The sequence below is a fragment of the Microbacterium sp. Root180 genome, assembly GCF_001428485.1.
Classification (GTDB): domain Bacteria; phylum Actinomycetota; class Actinomycetes; order Actinomycetales; family Microbacteriaceae; genus Microbacterium.
Genome location: NZ_LMHS01000002.1, coordinates 604,845 through 622,050, shown reverse-complemented (window position 1 = coordinate 622,050; position 17,206 = coordinate 604,845). Strand labels below are relative to the sequence as shown.

The window sequence follows — 17,206 nt, the reverse complement described above, 5'->3', positions numbered from 1 at the left end:
GGGCCTGGGTCGCGTCGTGAGAGAGCGGGGTCGCCGTGCCTCCCTAGACTCGAACCATGTCGTCCTTCACGCTCGAGTCGCGCCTGGACGGCGCGGTCGGCGGCAAGACGGCGGCGGCGCTGGAGCGCGCCTTCGGCATGCGCACCGTCGGCGATCTCCTGTCCCACTACCCGCGGCGATACGCGAAGCGGGGCGAGCTCACCCCCATCTCATCGCTGCCCATCGGCGAGCCGGTGACGATCGTCGCCGAGGTGCGTCGCGCGAGCGAGCGTCGCATGCAGAACCGCAAGGGGTCGATCCTCGAGGTCGTCATCAGCGACGGACAGGGTGAACTCTCGCTGACGTTCTTCAATCAGTCCTGGCGCATCAAGGACCTCGCGCCCGGGCGGCGCGGGATCTTCGCCGGCAAGGTGGGGGAGTACCGAGGCGCGAAGCAGCTCGCCCATCCCGACTACGAGCTGTTCGACGACGAGGCGACGGCGCGCCTCACGGCGCAGGCCAACGCGAATCTGCCCATCCCGATCTATCCCGCCACCAGCACCATCGCGAGCTGGCAGTTCACGAAGATCGTGGATCTGGTGCTCGACGGGCTCGGTCCCGTCCCCGACCCGCTCACCGACGAGCTGCGCGAGCTCGGTGGCCTCCTCGACGCCCGCACCGCGATCGAGCGGATCCATCGCCCCGACTTCGAGGATCAGATCGAGCCCGCGCGGGCGACGCTGCGCATGCATGAGGCGTTCACGCTCCAGGTCGCGCTCCTGCAGCAGCGGGCGTTCGTGCGGGCACTCTCGGCCACGCGCCGCGTGCCCGGTGCTCTGCTCGAGCGGTTCGACGCCATCCTGCCGTTCCCGCGCACACCGGATCAGGTGAGCGTGGGCGACCAGGTCGAGCGCGATCTGCAGGGGGATTGGCCGATGAACCGTCTGGTTCAGGGCGAGGTCGGCTCGGGCAAGACGCTGGTCGCCCTGCGCGCGATGCTGCAGGTCGCCGAGAGCGGCGGGCAGTCCGCGCTGATCGCGCCGACAGAGGTGCTCGCCGCCCAGCATGTGCGCTCCATCGCGCGGATGCTGGGCCCGCAGCTCGCTCCCGAGCTCATGCCCACCCTGCTCACCGGCCAGCTGACAGCGGCCGAGCGGCGAAAGGCCGCACTCCGCGTCGCATCGGGCCAGGCCAGGATCGTCGTGGGGACCCATGCCCTGCTGAGCGAGTCCACGACGTTCGCCGACCTCGGTCTGGTGGTGGTGGACGAGCAGCACCGATTCGGCGTGGAGCAGCGCGAGTCGCTGCGCGCCAAGGGATCCTCGCCGCACGCTCTCGTGCTCACCGCGACGCCGATTCCTCGCACGGTCGCGATGACGGTGTTCGGCGACCTCGATGTGTCCACGATCCGCACGATGCCCGAGGGGCGCGCCGGCATCCAGACGTTCGTCGCGCCGCTGGCGGAGAAGCCCGCCTGGTTCGGGCGCGTCTGGGATCGCCTCGCCGAAGAGGTCGCGCAGGGCCGTCAGGGCTTCGTGGTCTGCGCCGCGATCGATGCCGAGGCCCTCACGAAGGACGACACCGCCGACGAGCCGCCGGGATCGCCCGAAGGGGAGACCGCGCGCACGCGGTGGGGCGTGGTGCAGGTCGGCGACCTGCTGTCGCGGCATCCGGCGTTCGGCGACATCCGCGTGGAGATCCTCCACGGCAAGATGCCGTCCGATGAGAAGGATGCCGTCATGCAGGCCTTCGCCCGCGGCGATGTGCAGGTGCTCGTCGCGACCACGGTGGTCGAGGTCGGGGTCGACGTGCCGAACGCGTCGACCATGGCGATCCTCGAGGCGGATCGGTTCGGCGTCTCGCAGTTGCACCAGCTGCGCGGCCGCGTGGGCCGCGGCGGCGTCCCCGGACTCTGTCTGCTGGTCACCGAGGCGACCGCGGGATCACCGGCCCGCCAGCGCGTCGAGGCCGTCGCGGCGACGCTCGACGGCTTCGAGCTGGCAGAGGTCGATCTCGAGCTGCGCGGGGAGGGCGACGTCCTCGGCGACGCCCAGTCGGGCGCCCGTTCGTCACTGCGCCTGCTGCGGGTGGTCAAGGATGCCGACATCATCGCCGAGGCCCGTACCGCGGCCGAGCACCTGCTCGCCGAAGACCCGGCGCTGCTGCGGCATCCGGGTCTCGTGGCCGCCCTCGAGCGGCGCGTCGGCCTCGAGGAGCGCGCGGCGCTCGCCAAGAACTGACGTCCGAGCGCGCCTTCCTCAGCCGGATAGGCTGAGCCCATGAACAGTCGGATCGCCGTTGTCCCTGGGTCCTTCGACCCGCCGACTCTCGGTCATCTCGACGTCATCCGCCGTGCCGCGTCGCTCTACGACCAGTTGCACGTGCTCGTGGTGCACAACCCGGGCAAGGAGGCGATGCTCCCGATCGCGCAGCGACTGACTCTCCTCGAGCAGTCGATCGCGGAGAGCGAAATCGACGGCGACGTCATCGTCGCGTCGTGGAGCATGGGCCTGCTGGTCGACTACGCCGTCGACGTCGATGCGGGAGTCCTCGTCAAGGGGATCCGCTCGCAGGTCGACGTCGCCTACGAGACCCCGATGGCGATCGTCAATCGGCACCTCGCGCACGTCGAGACCGTCTTCCTCCTGCCCGACCCCGCGCATGCCCTCGTCTCGAGCTCGCTGGTGCGTCAGGTGGCCTCGCTCGGCGGAGACGTGTCGCCGTTCGTCCCGGGCGCCGTGGCGCGCTTCCTCGATACCGGCTCGCGCGACATCTGAGCGCTGTCGGGCGGCGTTCAGCCAGCCGCGACTACGATGAGTGACCGTGGTCAGACAGCATGTGGCGGGTCCGTTCTCGATCCGCGTCCGAGACATCGTGAACCGGCCGGGTGAGATGCGGGAGTTCGAGCTCGACGTCCCCGCTCCGGAGAAGTGGGGCGAGGGGCTCGTGTCGATCGAAGCCCGCTCGCCCGTCGCGCTCGACGTGCGCGTCGAGTCGGTGCACGAGGGGATTCTCGTGTCGGGGACCGCTGATGCGGAGTACACCGGCGTGTGCGGTCGGTGCCTCACCGACATCGCCGAGGGCGTCGAAGTCGAGTTTCAGGAGCTTTTCGCGTATCCTGGAGAGGAAGCAACTGACTTCGAGGTTCAAGACGACCACGTGGATCTTGAAACTCTGGTCAGGGATGCGATCGTCCTGTCGCTTCCGTTTCAGCCGGTGTGTCAGCCGGATTGCCCCGGCCTCGATCCGGCTACGGGTGAGCGAATGACCACGAACACCGGCGCAGAGCAGCGCGAGCCCCTCGATACTCGCTGGGCCGCGCTCCAGGGATACACCACAGACCACGACGACGAAGCACAGCGCCCAGACGTCGAGAACACAGAAGAGAGCTAGCTATGGCAGGCAACCCCCCGAAGCGGAAGGTCTCGCGTTCCAACACGCGCTCGCGTCGCGCGCAGTGGAAGGCGGAGGCCCCCACGCTGGTCAAGACGATCGAGAACGGCAAGGTCGTCTACAGCCGTCCCCACCAGGCGAAGGTCGTCACCGACTCGCAGGGCACGGAGCTGTTCCTCGAGTACAAGGGCCGCAAGGTCGCCGACGTCTGATCGCCCTCCTGGCGACGTGACCGACGTCATCGCTGAGCGCCTCGCGCTCACACAACTCACGCAGAAGCTCGGGGTCGACATCGACCCCGAGCTTCTGTCGCTCGCGCTCACGCATCGTTCGTGGGCGTACGAGAACGGGCAGGTTCCCCACAACGAGCGCCTCGAGTTCCTCGGCGACTCCGTGCTCGGACAGGCCGTGACCGTGCGCCTGTTCACGGGGCATCCCGAGCTCGAGGAGGGTGCGCTGGCCAAGCGTCGCGCCAGCGTGGTGTCGACCGTCGCCCTCGCCGAGATCGCCCGCGGCATCGAGCTCGGCATCCATCTGCGCCTGGGGCGCGGCGAGGACCTCACCGGTGGGCGCGACAAGGATTCGATCCTCGCCGACACGATGGAGGCCGTCATCGGCGCCACCTACCTGTCGGCCGGGCCGGATGCCGCGACCGGCCTGGTGCTGCGGCTCGTCGAGCCGCTGCTCGCCGACCCGGAGCGCTACGGCGCTGCGATGGACCCCAAGACGAGCCTGCAGGAGCTCGCCGCGCGATCCGGTGTGCAGCCGCCGGCCTACTCGGTCTCATCGACGGGTCCCGATCACGATCGCCGGTTCACCGCCACCGTCGCCGTCGGGGACGTCACGGCGCAGGGCGGCGGGTCCAGCAAGAAGGCGGCGGAGATGGCTGCGGCCCTGCGCGCATGGCAGGAGCTCAGCGGGCGTGCCTGAGCTTCCCGAGGTCGAGGTCGTCAGATCCGGCCTCGCGCCGGCCGTGTCGGGCGCGACCGTGCTGGGTGTGACCGTGCTCGACGACCGAGCGCTGACCCGGCATCGCGACGACGGCGCCCATTTCGAGGCGGCGCTCACAGGCCGGGTGATCCGCTCCGCCGCTCGCCGCGGCAAATTCCTGTGGCTCCCTCTCGAGGGTGCGCCGTCGCTCGCGCCGACCGAGGCCGTCGTCGGACACCTCGGCATGAGCGGGCAGCTGCTGCTGCGCGCCCCGGGAGCGGCGCCCGAACGCCACGAGCGCGTGCGCATCGACCTGTCCCACCCCCGTCACGGCGAGGTGGCGGTGGTGTTCGCGGACCAGCGCACGTTCGGATCGCTGGCGATCGACGACCTTGTGCCGACGGCCGACGGCGCGCCCGGCGGATTCGGGAGTGCCGAGGCATCCGTTCCCCGTCAGGTGGCCCACATCGCCCGCGATCCGCTCGACCCGGCGTTCTCCGAAGGGGCGTTCCGGCGAACGCTGGCGACCAAGGCGTCCGCGGTCAAGCGGGTGCTGCTCGACCAGACGGTCGTGAGCGGTGTGGGAAACATCTACGCGGACGAGTCGCTGTGGGCGGCGCGGATCCATCCCGAGACGCCCGCGCGCGACCTGTCGACGCGGGCGGTGAACCGACTGCTCGCCGAGGTGCGTCACGTCCTCGAGAAGGCCCTCGCCGAAGGCGGCACGAGCTTCGACGCGCAGTATGTCAACGTCAACGGCCAGGCCGGCTACTTCGCCCACTCACTCCATGCCTACGGTCGCACGGGCGAGCCCTGTCCGCGCTGCGGCCGGCCGATCGTCAGGGTCTCGTTCACGAACCGGTCGAGCCATTTCTGCCCGCACTGCCAGCGGATGCCGCGGCCCTGATCACGCGTCGAGCGTCTTCTTCCACGCGCCCGCGTACGAGACGGCCACGAAGCCGAGCGCCTCGTTGATGTCGAGCATCGGGCGGTTCTCTTCGGCGTTGAACGTCGTCACCTGCGCGGAGTCGGGCACGAGCTCGCGCCAGGCCAGCAGATTCGCCGCCTTGACGAGCATGCCCAGACGGTGGCCGCGGTGTTCTCGCAGCACGAGCGTCGCGTTCTGCTCGGTGACCCCGGTGCGATCGCCGTCGACGAAGAGCTCGTTGAACGCCACGAGGGTGCCTCTGTCGATGTGCTCGGCCGCCACGATGTGGCCGAATCGACCGGCGTCGAGGACCTCCTTCTCGTAGCGGCGGAGGCGCGCAGCATCCCAGGTCTCCTCGTCCCACACCATTCCCGCCGACGGGGCATCCGTCGACATGCGCGACATCAGCCAGGCGTAGCCGGGCACGAGGTGATCGGGGGTGGGCAGCGTCCAGCTCACCAGCCGGTACCGATCGGATGCCGCGGCCAGCGCCTCGGCGTGCAGTCGCTCGATCGTCGCCCCGCCGCCGTGGAGATCGAGCGCGCTGTTGCGCTCCACCTGCTCGAGCACGTACCCGTGCGCGAGAAAGGCCTGCGCATAGTCGTCGCGGGGGATCGAGCCGAAGCCGGTCGGGGACGCCAGGGCAGGAAGGTCGTCGTCCGGGCGATGGAACGTCCACGTCTGCATGATCCGCCGGCCGTGCGCGCGGGCCGCCTCTTCGACGATGCGGAAGCCCTCATCGACGAGGCCGGGGTCCCAGGCCGCGGCGCGGACGTCGAGCCCCATGTCGGCGACCTCGGATCCGTCCTCCATCGGGCGCTCGAGGTAGAACCGCGCGATCGCCTCCCCGCCGCGGAAGGCGAGCCACGCCTGTCCGGCGCTGTCCTCCTGGTTCTGCCACCCCGGAAGCAGCTCGGCGGGTGCGTAGGCGAGGAGGTCGTGCCCGGTGCGCTCCCGTGCGACGTCATTGCGCAGCTCCGCCATCGCGATGAAGTCGGCAGCATCGGGCGCCGCGATGTCGTCCGGCACGATCACGCGCCGGACGACGACCGGGGCTTCGCTCACGCCAGCACCTTCTTCCAGGCACCCGCGTACGAGGCGGGGACGAACCCGATCGCCTCGTTGATGTCGAGCATGTGCCGATTCTCCTCGGCGTTGAACGTCGATACACGTGGGGACTCGGGCACCAGCTCGCGCCAGTGCAGCAGGTTCGCGCACTTCACGATCGCGCCCAGGCGGTGCCCGCGGTGCTCCTTCACGACGAGCGTTCCGTACTGCTGTGTGGCGCCGGTGTGGTCCTCGGCGATCACGAGCTCGTTGTAGGCAGCGATCTTCCCCGTCGGGAGGTGCTCCACGGCCGCGACCGAGACCGTGAGACCCTGGGCCTGCTGTCGAGCGTCTCGCCGCGCCACGCGATCGGCGTCCCAGTGCTGCTCATCGACGACCATGCCGCCCGATGGTGCATCCGTGGACATGCGCGCGAGCACATGCGCGTAGCCGTCACGGTACTCCGGGGGAGTGGGCGAGCTCCACGCCACCACCCGGTAATCCGGACCCGCGACGGCCACGGCCTCCGCCAGCATCCGCTCGACGACAGCGAAGTCGCCGGTGAGATCGAAGACGCTGTTGCGCTCGACCTGCTCCAGCGCGAAGCCGTTGTCGAGCTGGAACACCGTCTGCCGATCGTCCGCGGGGATCTCGCCCCACCCCGTCGGCGGCGAGAGACGAGGACCCGGGGTGCCCGGCCGGTGCAGCGTCCAGGTCTGGATCGTCGCGATGCCGCGCTCGCGTGCCTCGCGCTCGACCTCGGCGAGGAGAAGCTCCTCCGCGCCCTGGCCCCACCGCGGGGGGTCGACCATGAGGTCGAACTCGACTGTCGAGGCATCCGCCTCGTTCGAGATCATCATCTTCACGACGCCGAGGATGACCCCGCCCCGCTCAGCCGCGAAGCCGAGCTGGGTCCAGTCGGTCTGGTCCTGCCAGAACCCGAGCATCTCCTCGGCCTCCTCGCGGAGGTAGTCGTGTCCCGCGTCGGCGAGACACACGGCGTTCGCGATCCGCACCATCTCGAGGAAGGTTCCCGCGTCGGGAGCGTCCACGGTTGCGGGGGCGACGACGGGTCGGATGACGAGCGTCGCGCCCTCAGCGAGATCGGTCATGACAGCACCTTCTTCCATGCGCCTTCGTAGGCGATCGGCTCGAACCCGATCGCCTCATTGATGTCGAGCATCGGGCGGTTCTCCTCGGCGTTGTAGGTGATGACCCGCGGTGAGTCGGGAGCGACGTCGCGCCAGGCGAGGAGCCCGGCGCACTTCACCAGCGTGCCGAGCTTGTGCCCGCGATGCTCCTTGAGCACGAGCGTGTCCTCCTGGTGGCTGGCCTCGGTCCGGTCCTTGCCGACGACGAGTTCGTTGAACGCGCACAGCTCACCCGTCGCGATGTGCTGCGCGGCGGTCACCTGCATCGTCCGGCCGGCGTACTTCGCGTCGTGTTCGGCGATGCGCGCGGCATCCCACGTCTCCTCGTCGAACTCGAGGGCGGCTGCCGGAGCATCCGTCACCATGCGCGACTTCATCCAGGCGTACCCCTCCGCGAACTCCGGCGGAGTCGGGGCGAACCACTGCACGACGCGATAGTCGACCGCGGCCGCCTCGGCCTCGGCGAGCAGGCGCTCCACGGTGTCGAACGGGGCGGTCAGATCGAAGGCGCTGTTGCGCTCGACCTGCTCGAGGCTGAACCCGTGGCGCAGGTAGAACCGGGCGGCGTGGTCCTCCGGGATCTCGCCGAAGCCCGTCGGGGGAGACAGCCGGGGACCGGGTGCCGCCGGGTGCTCGGCCCATGACTGCAGCACGGTGCGGCCGTTCTCCCGCGCGGTGCGCTCGATGAGTTCGTAGGCGGCGGAGCCGATTCCGCGACCCCACGTCTCCTGAAGGAGCTCGATGAGCCAGAACGCGACCTTGGAGTCGTTCTCGAGCGGCAGATCGCACGCTGCGCGGCCGATCACGGCTCCCTCTTCGACGATGAGCCACATCTGGCGGAGCTCGTACTGATTCGGCGCGAAGTGCGGGAGCAGTTCATCGGCCGCGATGCCATGGTCGTCGTGACCGGAGATCTGACGGTAGATGAGGTTGCGCACGCGCACCATCTCGACGAAGTCGGCGGCGTCGGGCGCATCGATCGCGGCGGGTACCGTCAGCGGGCGGAACTCGATGTGCGTGAGTGTGTTCATGATCGTGGCGTCTTTTCGATGCGTGGTGGAAATCGGGGAGTGGGGTCCGCCGCTCGAGAATTTCGGGCGGCGGACCCCGGTGGCCGTCACGGCCGGGGTGCGAGGAGGGCCTCGCGGAGGTAGCCGTGCGCACGGGCGACGTTCGCCTGATGGGCGCGACGGATGCGAGCGTGACGCTCGCGATCATCCGTGAGCCGCGGAGTCCGTGAGCCCCAGATCAGCAGTCGCAGCCCGATACGGAGGGCGATGCGGTCGACGAGCGAGGTGCGGGTGTCGCGGCTCTGGAGCCGCAGCGTATCGGGGATGCCCGATGGGCGCTGCGGCGCGAGAAGGGTGGTACTCATGATGGTTCTCTTCCGTGTGGAGTGGAGGTGGATGCCCGGACCACGCGCGGTCGGGCGGGGGATGCCGTGCCGCAGCACGACGGGGCGAATGGCAGGATGCGCGCTCAGCACCCGGAAACGGGGCGGCGCAGGAGGTCATGCCCGCAAGCGGACAGAGTTCTCCCCTGCGGGGTCAGCCGGCGGTGTGGAAGCCGCTGTTCTGGAATGCGCCGAAGGAGTGGGTCCGCAGAGCGCACAGACGAATCGTCGCAACGCCAGTGGGAGCGATGACTCCGGTGGTGTTCATGTGCATCATTTCGGACCTCCTTTCTCGACTTCAGACGCGGAGAGTGACACTAGCGCGTCCATCCAGCTCGCGTCAAGCTTTCTCGCAGATTCGAGCGCCCACGGGCGTGTCGCGTCCCGTACGGCGGTGCTTCACGGAACGGTGTGCGTGCTCCGGTAGCGTGGTGGGCGCCCGCACACGGTCGGGCGTCCCCGGGCCGGGGTGGACGTGAGCGCGGAGGCGACGGATGCACCTGAAGAGCGTGACGCTCAAAGGGTTCAAGTCGTTCGCCCAGCCCACGACATTCGCCCTCGAGCCCGGCGTGACCTGCATCGTCGGACCGAACGGGTCCGGCAAGTCGAACGTCGTGGATGCGCTCGCGTGGGTGATGGGCGAGCAGGGGGCCAAGACCCTCCGCGGCGGCAAGATGGAGGACGTCATCTTCGCCGGCACCGCGACGCGCGGCCCGCTCGGGCGAGCGGAGGTGCAGCTCACCATCGACAACACCGACGGCGCGCTGCCGATCGAGTACACCGAGGTGACGATCAGCCGGACGCTGTTCCGCAACGGCGCGAGCGAGTACGCGATCAATGGCGAGGTCTGCCGGCTGCTCGATGTGCAGGAGCTCTTGAGCGACTCGGGGCTCGGACGCGAGATGCACGTGATCGTCGGGCAGGGGCGCCTCGACAGCGTTCTCCAGGCGTCGCCGGAGGATCGCCGCGGCTTCATTGAAGAAGCCGCCGGGATCCTCAAGCACCGTCGGCGCAAGGAGAAGACCCTCCGCAAGCTCGATGCGATGGAGGCGAACCTCACGCGTCTGAGCGACCTCGCCGGAGAGCTCCGCCGGCAGCTGAAGCCGCTCGGACGGCAGGCCGAGATCGCGCGTGAGGCCGCGACGATCGCCGCCGTTGTGCGCGACGCCAAGGCGCGACTGTTCGCGGACGAGATCGTCGGACTTCGCACCGAGCTCGCGTCGCATGCCCAGAGCGAGCAGGAGCGCCACGCCGAGCGGCTCGTGCTGCAGGATCAGCTCGAGAGCGCCCGGGCTCGCATCGAACTGCTCGAGACCGAGCAGCGATCCGAGGCCGTAGATCAGGCGCGCCGCGTCACCTACGGCCTCGAACGCGTACAGGAGCGCCTGCGCGGGCTGTACGCCCTCGCAGGCCAGCGGCTGGCGCTCCTCGGCGAGGCCGAGGACGACGAGCGCATCGAATTGACGACCGTGTCCCAGGCGATGATCGACGAGGCTCGCGCGGAGATCCAGGAGATCGGCGACGGCCTCGGCGGGGCACACGATTCCGCGGCCGAAGCCTCGCGCGACGTGATGCGCGCGCGTGCCGAGCTCGATGCGCTCGACACCGACATCGCGGCCCAGAGCGCTCTGGTCTCCGAGCACGACATGCGGCTCACGGCCCTGCGCGGAACCGCGGAGGCCGCGGCATCCGCTCTCGCCGCCGTCCGCGCGGCCGTCGACCGGCAGCAGCGCGCGCTCGATGCCGCGCTGGCCCGCCGTGCCGAGGCTGCGGAGACCCTCGCCGGCGTCGATCCCGATCTCGTGCCCGACGGGTCGGCGGCCGAGTACGCCACCGCGTACGAGCGAGCGCAGCGCGACGCGACCGATGCGGAGACGGAAGTCGGCACCCTGCGCGAGCGCCTGCACGCTGCGGAGCGCGAGGTCGAGGCGCTCACGGCGCAGACCTCCGCGCTGGGACGCGCGCTGGACGGCAAGAACGCCGCGGCTGAGGTCATCGCTCGCGGCGCCGCCGGCGTGCGCGGAGTGCTGGGCGACTCCGTCAAGATCACCGCGGGGTACGAGGCCGCGATCGCGGCCGCCCTCGGGCCCCTCGTCGAGGGCGTGCTCGTCGGCAGCCGCGAAGAGGCCGCAGCGACGGCGCGGCTGGTGCGCGAGGGCGATCTCGGCACGATCGACATCGCGATCGCCGAGGCGGCATCCGCTCGCCCCCAGTTCCCGGCGATCGCGGGTGTCGTGCCCGCGCGCGATGTCGTCTCGGCACCCGAGGGCGTGCTCGGCATCCTGTCCTTCGTCCTCGTCGCCGATGATCTCGACGCCGCCCTGGCTGCCGGTCCCGCGCTCACGGCCGCAGCGGCCGGGGGGCCGGTGACGGTCGTCACCCGCTCGGGCGAGGTCGTGACCGAGTACACCGTGCGTGCCGGATCGGGGCAGCGCCGTTCCCGCCTCGAGCTGGCGGCGGAGCGGGATGCCGCAGCGGAGCGTCGCGACGAGATCACGGTCGTCGCCGACTCCCTGCGCGAGGCCCTCGCGGATGCCACGCGCGTCCTCGACTCCGCCCGTCAGCGGACCAAGGCCGCGCTCACCACGCTGCGCGAGCACGATGCCGCACTGGCGGCGCACACCGAGCAGGTGAACCGCGCGACGGTGCGGCACGAGGCGGCGGTGGCCGAGTGCGAGCGACTCGCCGCAGGACTCGCTCAGGCCGAGGTCGCCGTGGCCGAGGCCGAGGGATCGGCCCGATCCGCGGACGACCAGCTCACCGCCGCGCTCGAGGCTCCCCGGCCGATTCTCGACGCGTCAGCCCGCGAGGGCATGCTGGCCGCTCTCGAGGGTGCGCGCGACGGCGAGATGCGCGCGCGTCTGGACGTCGAGACGCTGAAGGAGCGCATCCGCGCCGGCGAGGCGCGCGTCATCGCACTGGAACGCCAGCGCGAACGCGAGCGCGAGGCAGCCGCGGAGGCCGCGCGCCGAGCGGTCCTGCGCCGCGCGCAGCGCGACACCGCCGCGGGTGTCGCGGCGCAGCTCCCGGCGGTGCTCGACTCGGTGGAGCGCTCGCTCGTGCAGGCACGCCTCGAACTCGCCCAGGCGGAGTCCGAGCGGAGCGCGCTGACGACGGAGCTCGCCGAACTGCGGCGTCAGGAGTCCGTGGCGCGGGAGCGCCTCGCCGGCCTCACCGAGAGCGTCCACAGCCTGGAGCTTCAGATCCACGAGAAGCGCCTCCACGTGAACGGGATCCTCGAGCGCGTGCAATCGGAGCTCGGTCTGGACGAAGACATTCTCGTTTCGGAATATGGACCCGATCAGGGTGTTCCGGGCGATCCGGTCGCGTCGGAGGCCGCAGAGGATGCCGACGAGAGCGAGGCCGAGGAGGCGGCATCCGTCCCCTTCGATCGCCCGCAGCAGCGCCGGCGCCTGCAGGAGGCCGAACGCAAGCTCACGCAGCTCGGCCGGGTGAACCCGCTCGCGCTCGAGGAGTTCGCCGCGCTCGAGCAGCGCCACAAGTTCCTCACCGAGCAGCTCGCCGACCTGACCCAGACCCGCAAGGACCTCATCACGATCATCGAGGAGCTCGACGAGCGGATGCAGACGATCTTCCTCGCGGCCTTCGAGGACACGAGGACGGCGTTCGGCGAAGTCTTCCCGATCCTCTTCCCCGGCGGCACGGGGAGCATCTCGCTCACGGATCCCGATGCTCCGCTGACCACCGGCATCGAAGTCGCCGTGCGGCCCGTCGGCAAGAAGATCGAGCGGCTCTCGCTGCTGTCGGGCGGAGAGCGGTCGCTCGCGGCCGTGGCACTGCTCACCGCGATCTTCAAGGCGCGCCCGAGCCCGTTCTACATCCTCGACGAGGTCGAGGCAGCACTCGACGATGCGAACCTCGGTCGCCTGCTCGGCGTCCTCGAGCAGCTGCGCGAGTCCAGTCAGCTCATCGTCATCACGCACCAGAAGCGCACGATGGAGATCGCCGACGCGCTGTACGGCGTCTCGATGCGACAGGACGGCGTCTCCGCCGTCGTCGGTCAGCGCCTCGCCGAGCGCGCGGCCTCGTAAGCTCGGCCGGCGTCGAGACGACGAGGACGCGGGGAACGGCGCAGGGTCGGCCGGCCATAGGCTGGTGGCATGGCAGAGAGCTCCTGGTCGCTCGGTCGCGCGCTGCGCGGCATGTTCGTCAAGCCCACGATCGACGAGACGACGTGGGAAGACCTCGAGACGGCGCTCCTGACCGCGGATTTCGGGCCCGACATCACCGAGCGCATCGTCGACGAGCTGCGCGAGAAGGTCGAGCGGTTCCGCACCACCGACCCGCGCGATCTGCAGCGGATGCTGAAGGAGACGCTCGAGGAGCACTTCGCCAAGTTCGACACGACCCTCCGCCTCACGGAGCGCCCCGCCGTCGTGCTGGTGGTCGGCGTGAACGGCGTGGGCAAGACGACCACGATCGGCAAGTTCGCGAAGTTCCTGCAGCGCTACGGACGATCGGTGGTGGTCGGCGCGGCCGACACCTTCCGGGCGGCCGCGGTCGATCAGCTCGCGACCTGGGCGGAGCGCGGGGGAGCCGCGATCGTCCGACCGCAGCAGGAGGGGCAGGATCCGGCATCCGTCGCGTTCCAGACCATCGAGTACGCCAAGAGCACCGGCACCGAGATCGTTCTGGTGGACACCGCCGGCCGTCTGCACACCAAGGGGGGCCTCATGGACGAGCTCACCAAGATCAGGCGCGTGATCGAGAAGCAGGCGCCGATCAGCGAGGTTCTGCTGGTGCTCGATGCGACCACCGGTCAGAACGGCGTCATGCAGGCCCAGGCCTTCCTCGAGCACGCGGGCGTCACCGGACTCGTCCTCACGAAGCTCGACGGCTCGGCCAAGGGCGGGTTCGTCCTCGCCGTGCAGGAGCGCACCGGCATCCCGGTGAAGCTGCTGGGGCAGGGTGAGGGCATCGGTGACCTGACCGGCTTCACGCCGCACGTCTTCGCGGCGTCGCTCGTCGAATGACGGTCCCGCGGATGTCGGCCGCGTAACGGATCTCCGCCACGCGGGTCCAGGACTTCCGCCTCGGCGCGCAGGCTGGTTTCATGGGGACATGGCGATCGAGCACGACTACTTCGGACTCCTCGAATCGGGCCCGGACGGCTCGATCTTCTGGTCCGAGAATGTCGAGCTCGGGGATCAGTCCGTGACGGTCGACCTCACTGCACCCGATCAGGACGACGTCTCGGAGGCGGCACTCGATGTCGCCGCCGGTCTCATCTCGTCGATCGAGGACATCGACCGCAGCGCGCGCAACGCCATGGTGGACGAGCTCAGCGATCGCACGAGCGAAGTGACCGAGTACATCCTCCAGCAGCAGGAGTCCCTCGGCGATGAGCTGGAAGACCTGCTCGTCGACATCTCCGGCGACGTGCACATCGACGTCATCCGATCACTCCAGTTCATGAGCATGACGATCCTCGCCGACGAGCACGGCGGGTCCGACCCGTTCGCGGTGCTCGAGTACGCACTGGACCCCGACGCCACGGACGACGTGCTGCTGGTGAACCTCGACTCCGAGGGCGGCGTCCTCACCGTCACCAGCGCGGAGTAGCGCCCCCGCGGTCCGCTGCCGCCGGCTACACCGCCTGCGCGAACCCGCGTTCGACGTGCACGTCCTCGGCGATGTGCGCCAGGTTCGCGGGGATCTCGCGACCCTGCGAGAGCATCGACTGCGCCCACAGCCGTCCGGCGCGATACGACGAGCGCACGAGCGGGCCGGCCAGCACGCCGAGGAAGCCGATGCGCTCGGCCTCCTCCTTGAACGCGACGAACTCGTCCGGCTTCACCCAGCGAGCGACGGGCAGATGCCGCGGCGACGGGCGCAGGTACTGCGTGATCGTGATGATGTCGGTGCCGGCTTCACGGAGATCCCGCAGTGCCTGGACGACCTCTTCGGGTTCCTCGCCCATCCCGAGGATCAGGTTCGACTTCGTGATGAGCCCGGCCGCGCGTGCCTGCGTGAGCACGTTGAGAGACCGGTCATAGCGGAACGCGGGCCGGATGCGCTTGAAGATCCGGGGAACCGTCTCCACGTTGTGCGCGAAGACCTCCGGACGGCTGTCGAACACCTCGTCGAGCAGCGCGGGATCGCCGTTGAAGTCCGTGGCGAGGATCTCGACGCCCGTGCTCGGATTCAGGGCGTGGATCTGGCGAACGGTCTCGGCGTGCAGCCATGCGCCGCCGTCGGGCAGGTCGTCGCGAGCGACACCCGTGACCGTGGCATAGCGCAGGTTCATGCGCACCACGCTCTCCGCCACGCGCCGGGGTTCGTCCGTGTCGTAGTCGGCCGGCTTGCCGGTGTCGATCTGGCAGAAGTCGCATCGGCGGGTGCACTGGGATCCGCCGATGAGGAAGGTCGCCTCGCGGTCCTCCCAGCACTCGTAGATGTTCGGGCAGCCGGCCTCCTGGCAGACGGTGTGGAGCTCCTCCGTCTTCACGAGCGCGTGAAGGGCCTGGTACTCGGGGCCCATCTTCGCTTTGGTCTTGATCCACTCGGGCTTGCGCTCGATGGGCGTCTGCGCGTTGCGGACCTCGAGCCGCAGCAGCTTGCGCCCGTCCGGTCCGCTGGCGGGGGCGGCCCCCGGGGTTCCGCACGCGCTCATGCGGGCACCGCCGCGAAGTCGGCCTCGAAGACTCGCGACACCGTGGCGATGACGTCGCGGGGCGCGACATCCGCCCCGACGATCTCGCTGATCGTGGTGACCCCTGCGTCGGTGATGCCGCACGGGATGATCCCGCGGAAGCCGGCGAGCGTGTTGTCGCAGTTCAGGGCGAAGCCGTGCATCGTGACGCCGCGCTGGACGCGCACGCCGATCGCTGCGACCTTGTCCTCACCGAGCGGGCGGCGCACCCAGACGCCGCTGCGGCCCTCGACGCGGTAGCCCTCGACCCCGTGCTCCCGGAGCGCCTCGATGAGCAGGTGCTCCAGTCGGCGCACGTGCGCGACGACGTCCACGGGCTCGGCGAGCCGCACGATCGGGTAGCCGACGAGCTGACCGGGTCCATGCCACGTGATCTTGCCGCCGCGATCGACGTCGACCACCGGTGTGCCGTCGGTCGGCCGCTCATGGCGAGCGGTGCGCGCCCCCGCCGTATAGACGGGCTGGTGCTCGAGGAGCAGGAGGGTGTCGGGGCGCGTGCCCTCGACGACGTCCGCGTGGATGCGTCGCTGGAGCTCCCACCCGTCGACGTAGGGGACGTAGTCGGGGGCGAGGCCCACCGTCTGGATGTCCAGCATCGGACTCCTTCGCTCGTGGCGATTTCTGGATTGCGTCCAACATTACGCCATATTCATGCCTCCCTCGCGCCCGCTAGCGTGTCTGCATGAGCAGCACCGGGCGAGTCGGCAGGCCGAAGGCGTCGTCGAGGGAGACGCTCGCCGAAGCCGCGTGCGAGCTCTTCCTGGAGCAGGGATTCGAGGCGACATCGATCGCCGACATCACGACCCGCGCCGGAGTGAGCCGCTCGAGCTTCTTCAACTACTTCGCGTCGAAGTCCGACATCCTCTGGGCCGGCCTCGACGAGCGCCTCGAAGCGCTCGCCGTGCGTCTGGGCGCAGATGACGCAGCGGATGCCGCTTCCGCCGTCCGCGCGGCGGTGCTGGAGCTCGCCCCGGGCTTCGCTCCGGACAGCCTCGCCCTCGCGATCGTGAACTCCACCGCGATGGGCCTGGATTCCGAGCTCGAGCGCGAGGCGTCGCTCCGTCGCGCCCGGATCGCAGGGAGCGTCGCGACCCGGCTCGCGCGCGGCGGCGCCGACCGGCTCCATGCGGAGGTCGGCGGAGCGGCGTGGGGCGGTGCGGTACTCGCCGCGATCGAGGCCTGGGCGCACGACGGGGCCGGTGTGACCTCGCTCGGCCGTTTCCTCGAGCGCGCGGCGGCCGCCGCTTCGACGGTCGCCGCGACTCCGGCGGGAGGCGAGGTGCGTCAGCTGCGCGTGGTGGTGCAGGCGCCTGACTTCGACGCCGCACTCGCCTTCTATCGTGACGTCGTCGGGATGCCGCAGGCCGAGGCGTACGAGGCCGAGGGTGGTGCCCGGGTCGCGATCCTCGACGCGGGCAGGGCGACCCTCGAGCTCGCGAACACCGCGCAGGTCTCGTTCATCGATGGGGTCGAGACGGACGGTGGTGCGCCGAGCGACCGGATCCGCATCGGACTCGAGGTCGATGACACCGCCGAGGCGGTCGCACGCCTGCGCGGCGGGGGAGCGGCGGTCGAGGCATCCGCCCGCCAGACCCCGTGGCGATCGGTGAACGCGCGGCTGCGTGGCCCGGCGGATCTGCAGCTCACCCTGTTCCAGGAGCTCGGGCCGGAGGACTGAGGGTCGCCGCAGACGAAACGCCGGATGCCGGACA

Annotated in this window: 16 protein-coding genes; 10 read left to right on the top strand and 6 right to left on the bottom strand. The window is 70.1% G+C overall.

The features are described 5' to 3' along the window. Positions 1-56 precede the first annotated feature (56 nt). The 6 genes from ASD93_RS07225 to mutM all read left to right on the top strand — a co-directional run bounded on the left by ASD93_RS07225 (position 57) and on the right by mutM (position 5,209). Entirely contained in the window at positions 57-2,219 is a 2,163-nt protein-coding gene (locus ASD93_RS07225) for an ATP-dependent DNA helicase RecG (RefSeq protein WP_056120746.1), read from the top strand. 39 nt (positions 2,220-2,258) lie between these two features. Next, positions 2,259-2,756, top strand: a complete 498-nt coding sequence (gene coaD / locus ASD93_RS07220; protein WP_056120743.1) for a pantetheine-phosphate adenylyltransferase — start codon at positions 2,259-2,261, stop codon at positions 2,754-2,756. A 61-nt stretch (positions 2,757-2,817) separates the two neighbouring features. Further along, on the top strand, positions 2,818-3,372 hold the full coding sequence (locus ASD93_RS07215) for a YceD family protein (protein ID WP_056120977.1): 555 nt from the start codon (positions 2,818-2,820) through the stop codon (positions 3,370-3,372). Positions 3,373-3,374: 2 nt separating this feature from the next. Beyond that, a complete protein-coding gene (rpmF, locus tag ASD93_RS07210; protein WP_019179169.1) occupies positions 3,375-3,584 on the top strand; it encodes a 50S ribosomal protein L32 in 210 nt (69 codons plus the stop codon). A gap of 16 nt (positions 3,585-3,600) precedes the next feature. Then, complete coding sequence (gene rnc, locus ASD93_RS07205; protein ID WP_082569218.1) at positions 3,601-4,302, top strand: ribonuclease III; 702 nt, start codon at positions 3,601-3,603, stop codon at positions 4,300-4,302. After that, positions 4,295-5,209: a bifunctional DNA-formamidopyrimidine glycosylase/DNA-(apurinic or apyrimidinic site) lyase gene (gene mutM, locus ASD93_RS07200; RefSeq protein ID WP_056120740.1), complete on the top strand. Its 915-nt coding sequence runs from the start codon at positions 4,295-4,297 to the stop codon at positions 5,207-5,209. Before rnc ends, mutM begins: the two co-directional genes overlap by 8 nt. Here the strand turns inward: mutM and ASD93_RS07195 are convergent, their stop codons facing one another. The 4 genes from ASD93_RS07195 to ASD93_RS07180 form a co-directional block, all read right to left on the bottom strand. Further along, entirely contained in the window at positions 5,210-6,295 is a 1,086-nt protein-coding gene (locus tag ASD93_RS07195) for a hypothetical protein (protein ID WP_056120737.1), read from the bottom strand. Then, positions 6,292-7,389 (bottom strand): GNAT family N-acetyltransferase, encoded by a 1,098-nt coding sequence (locus ASD93_RS07190; protein WP_056120733.1) that lies wholly within the window; start codon positions 7,387-7,389, stop codon positions 6,292-6,294. Before ASD93_RS07190 ends, ASD93_RS07195 begins: the two co-directional genes overlap by 4 nt. Beyond that, a complete protein-coding gene (locus tag ASD93_RS07185) occupies positions 7,386-8,459 on the bottom strand; it encodes a GNAT family N-acetyltransferase (RefSeq protein ID WP_056120731.1) in 1,074 nt (357 codons plus the stop codon). The genes ASD93_RS07190 and ASD93_RS07185 overlap by 4 nt, the downstream gene beginning before the upstream one ends. 86 nt (positions 8,460-8,545) lie before the next feature. After that, positions 8,546-8,803 carry a hypothetical protein gene (locus ASD93_RS07180; protein ID WP_056120728.1) on the bottom strand — a complete coding sequence of 86 codons (258 nt, stop codon included), beginning with the start codon at positions 8,801-8,803 and terminating at the stop codon, positions 8,546-8,548. Positions 8,804-9,315: 512 nt separating this feature from the next. Here ASD93_RS07180 and smc point away from each other — a divergent pair. The 3 genes from smc to ASD93_RS07165 all read left to right on the top strand — a co-directional run bounded on the left by smc (position 9,316) and on the right by ASD93_RS07165 (position 14,404). Beyond that, positions 9,316-12,873, top strand: coding sequence for a chromosome segregation protein SMC (gene smc / locus ASD93_RS07175; RefSeq protein WP_056120725.1), 3,558 nt, complete (start codon positions 9,316-9,318; stop codon positions 12,871-12,873). Between the two features lie 69 nt (positions 12,874-12,942). Beyond that, the gene (gene ftsY, locus ASD93_RS07170; RefSeq protein WP_056120722.1) at positions 12,943-13,815 is read left to right on the top strand and encodes a signal recognition particle-docking protein FtsY; all 873 of its coding nucleotides are present in this window, start codon (positions 12,943-12,945) and stop codon (positions 13,813-13,815) included. Between the two features lie 88 nt (positions 13,816-13,903). Next, positions 13,904-14,404, top strand: a complete 501-nt coding sequence (locus ASD93_RS07165) for a DUF2004 domain-containing protein (protein ID WP_056120719.1) — start codon at positions 13,904-13,906, stop codon at positions 14,402-14,404. A 25-nt stretch (positions 14,405-14,429) separates the two neighbouring features. Here the strand turns inward: ASD93_RS07165 and lipA are convergent, their stop codons facing one another. Together lipA and lipB are read right to left on the bottom strand one after the other, a co-directional pair. Next, on the bottom strand, positions 14,430-15,455 hold the full coding sequence (lipA, locus tag ASD93_RS07160) for a lipoyl synthase (protein WP_056120716.1): 1,026 nt from the start codon (positions 15,453-15,455) through the stop codon (positions 14,430-14,432). Further along, a complete protein-coding gene (gene lipB, locus ASD93_RS07155) occupies positions 15,452-16,090 on the bottom strand; it encodes a lipoyl(octanoyl) transferase LipB (RefSeq protein WP_056120714.1) in 639 nt (212 codons plus the stop codon). Before lipB ends, lipA begins: the two co-directional genes overlap by 4 nt. Before the next feature lie 86 nt (positions 16,091-16,176). Between lipB and ASD93_RS07150 the strand changes: the two genes are divergently transcribed. Then, positions 16,177-17,172: a TetR family transcriptional regulator gene (locus ASD93_RS07150; protein WP_056120711.1), complete on the top strand. Its 996-nt coding sequence runs from the start codon at positions 16,177-16,179 to the stop codon at positions 17,170-17,172. Positions 17,173-17,206: the final 34 nt, after the last annotated feature.

Excerpts from the sequence above, each read along its gene's own strand:
- ASD93_RS07225 (WP_056120746.1), top strand. The coding sequence starts at position 57 with ATGTCGTCCTTCACGCTCGAGTCGCGCCTGGACGGCGCGGTCGGCGGC.
- coaD (WP_056120743.1), top strand. The coding sequence starts at position 2,259 with ATGAACAGTCGGATCGCCGTTGTCCCTGGGTCCTTCGACCCGCCGACT.
- rpmF (WP_019179169.1), top strand. The coding sequence starts at position 3,375 with ATGGCAGGCAACCCCCCGAAGCGGAAGGTCTCGCGTTCCAACACGCGC.
- ASD93_RS07190 (WP_056120733.1), bottom strand. The coding sequence starts at position 7,389 with ATGACCGATCTCGCTGAGGGCGCGACGCTCGTCATCCGACCCGTCGTC.
- ASD93_RS07185 (WP_056120731.1), bottom strand. The coding sequence starts at position 8,459 with ATGAACACACTCACGCACATCGAGTTCCGCCCGCTGACGGTACCCGCC.
- ASD93_RS07180 (WP_056120728.1), bottom strand. The coding sequence starts at position 8,803 with ATGAGTACCACCCTTCTCGCGCCGCAGCGCCCATCGGGCATCCCCGAT.
- smc (WP_056120725.1), top strand. The coding sequence starts at position 9,316 with ATGCACCTGAAGAGCGTGACGCTCAAAGGGTTCAAGTCGTTCGCCCAG.
- ftsY (WP_056120722.1), top strand. The coding sequence starts at position 12,943 with ATGGCAGAGAGCTCCTGGTCGCTCGGTCGCGCGCTGCGCGGCATGTTC.
- ASD93_RS07165 (WP_056120719.1), top strand. The coding sequence starts at position 13,904 with ATGGCGATCGAGCACGACTACTTCGGACTCCTCGAATCGGGCCCGGAC.
- lipA (WP_056120716.1), bottom strand. The coding sequence starts at position 15,455 with ATGAGCGCGTGCGGAACCCCGGGGGCCGCCCCCGCCAGCGGACCGGAC.
- lipB (WP_056120714.1), bottom strand. The coding sequence starts at position 16,090 with ATGCTGGACATCCAGACGGTGGGCCTCGCCCCCGACTACGTCCCCTAC.
- ASD93_RS07150 (WP_056120711.1), top strand. The coding sequence starts at position 16,177 with ATGAGCAGCACCGGGCGAGTCGGCAGGCCGAAGGCGTCGTCGAGGGAG.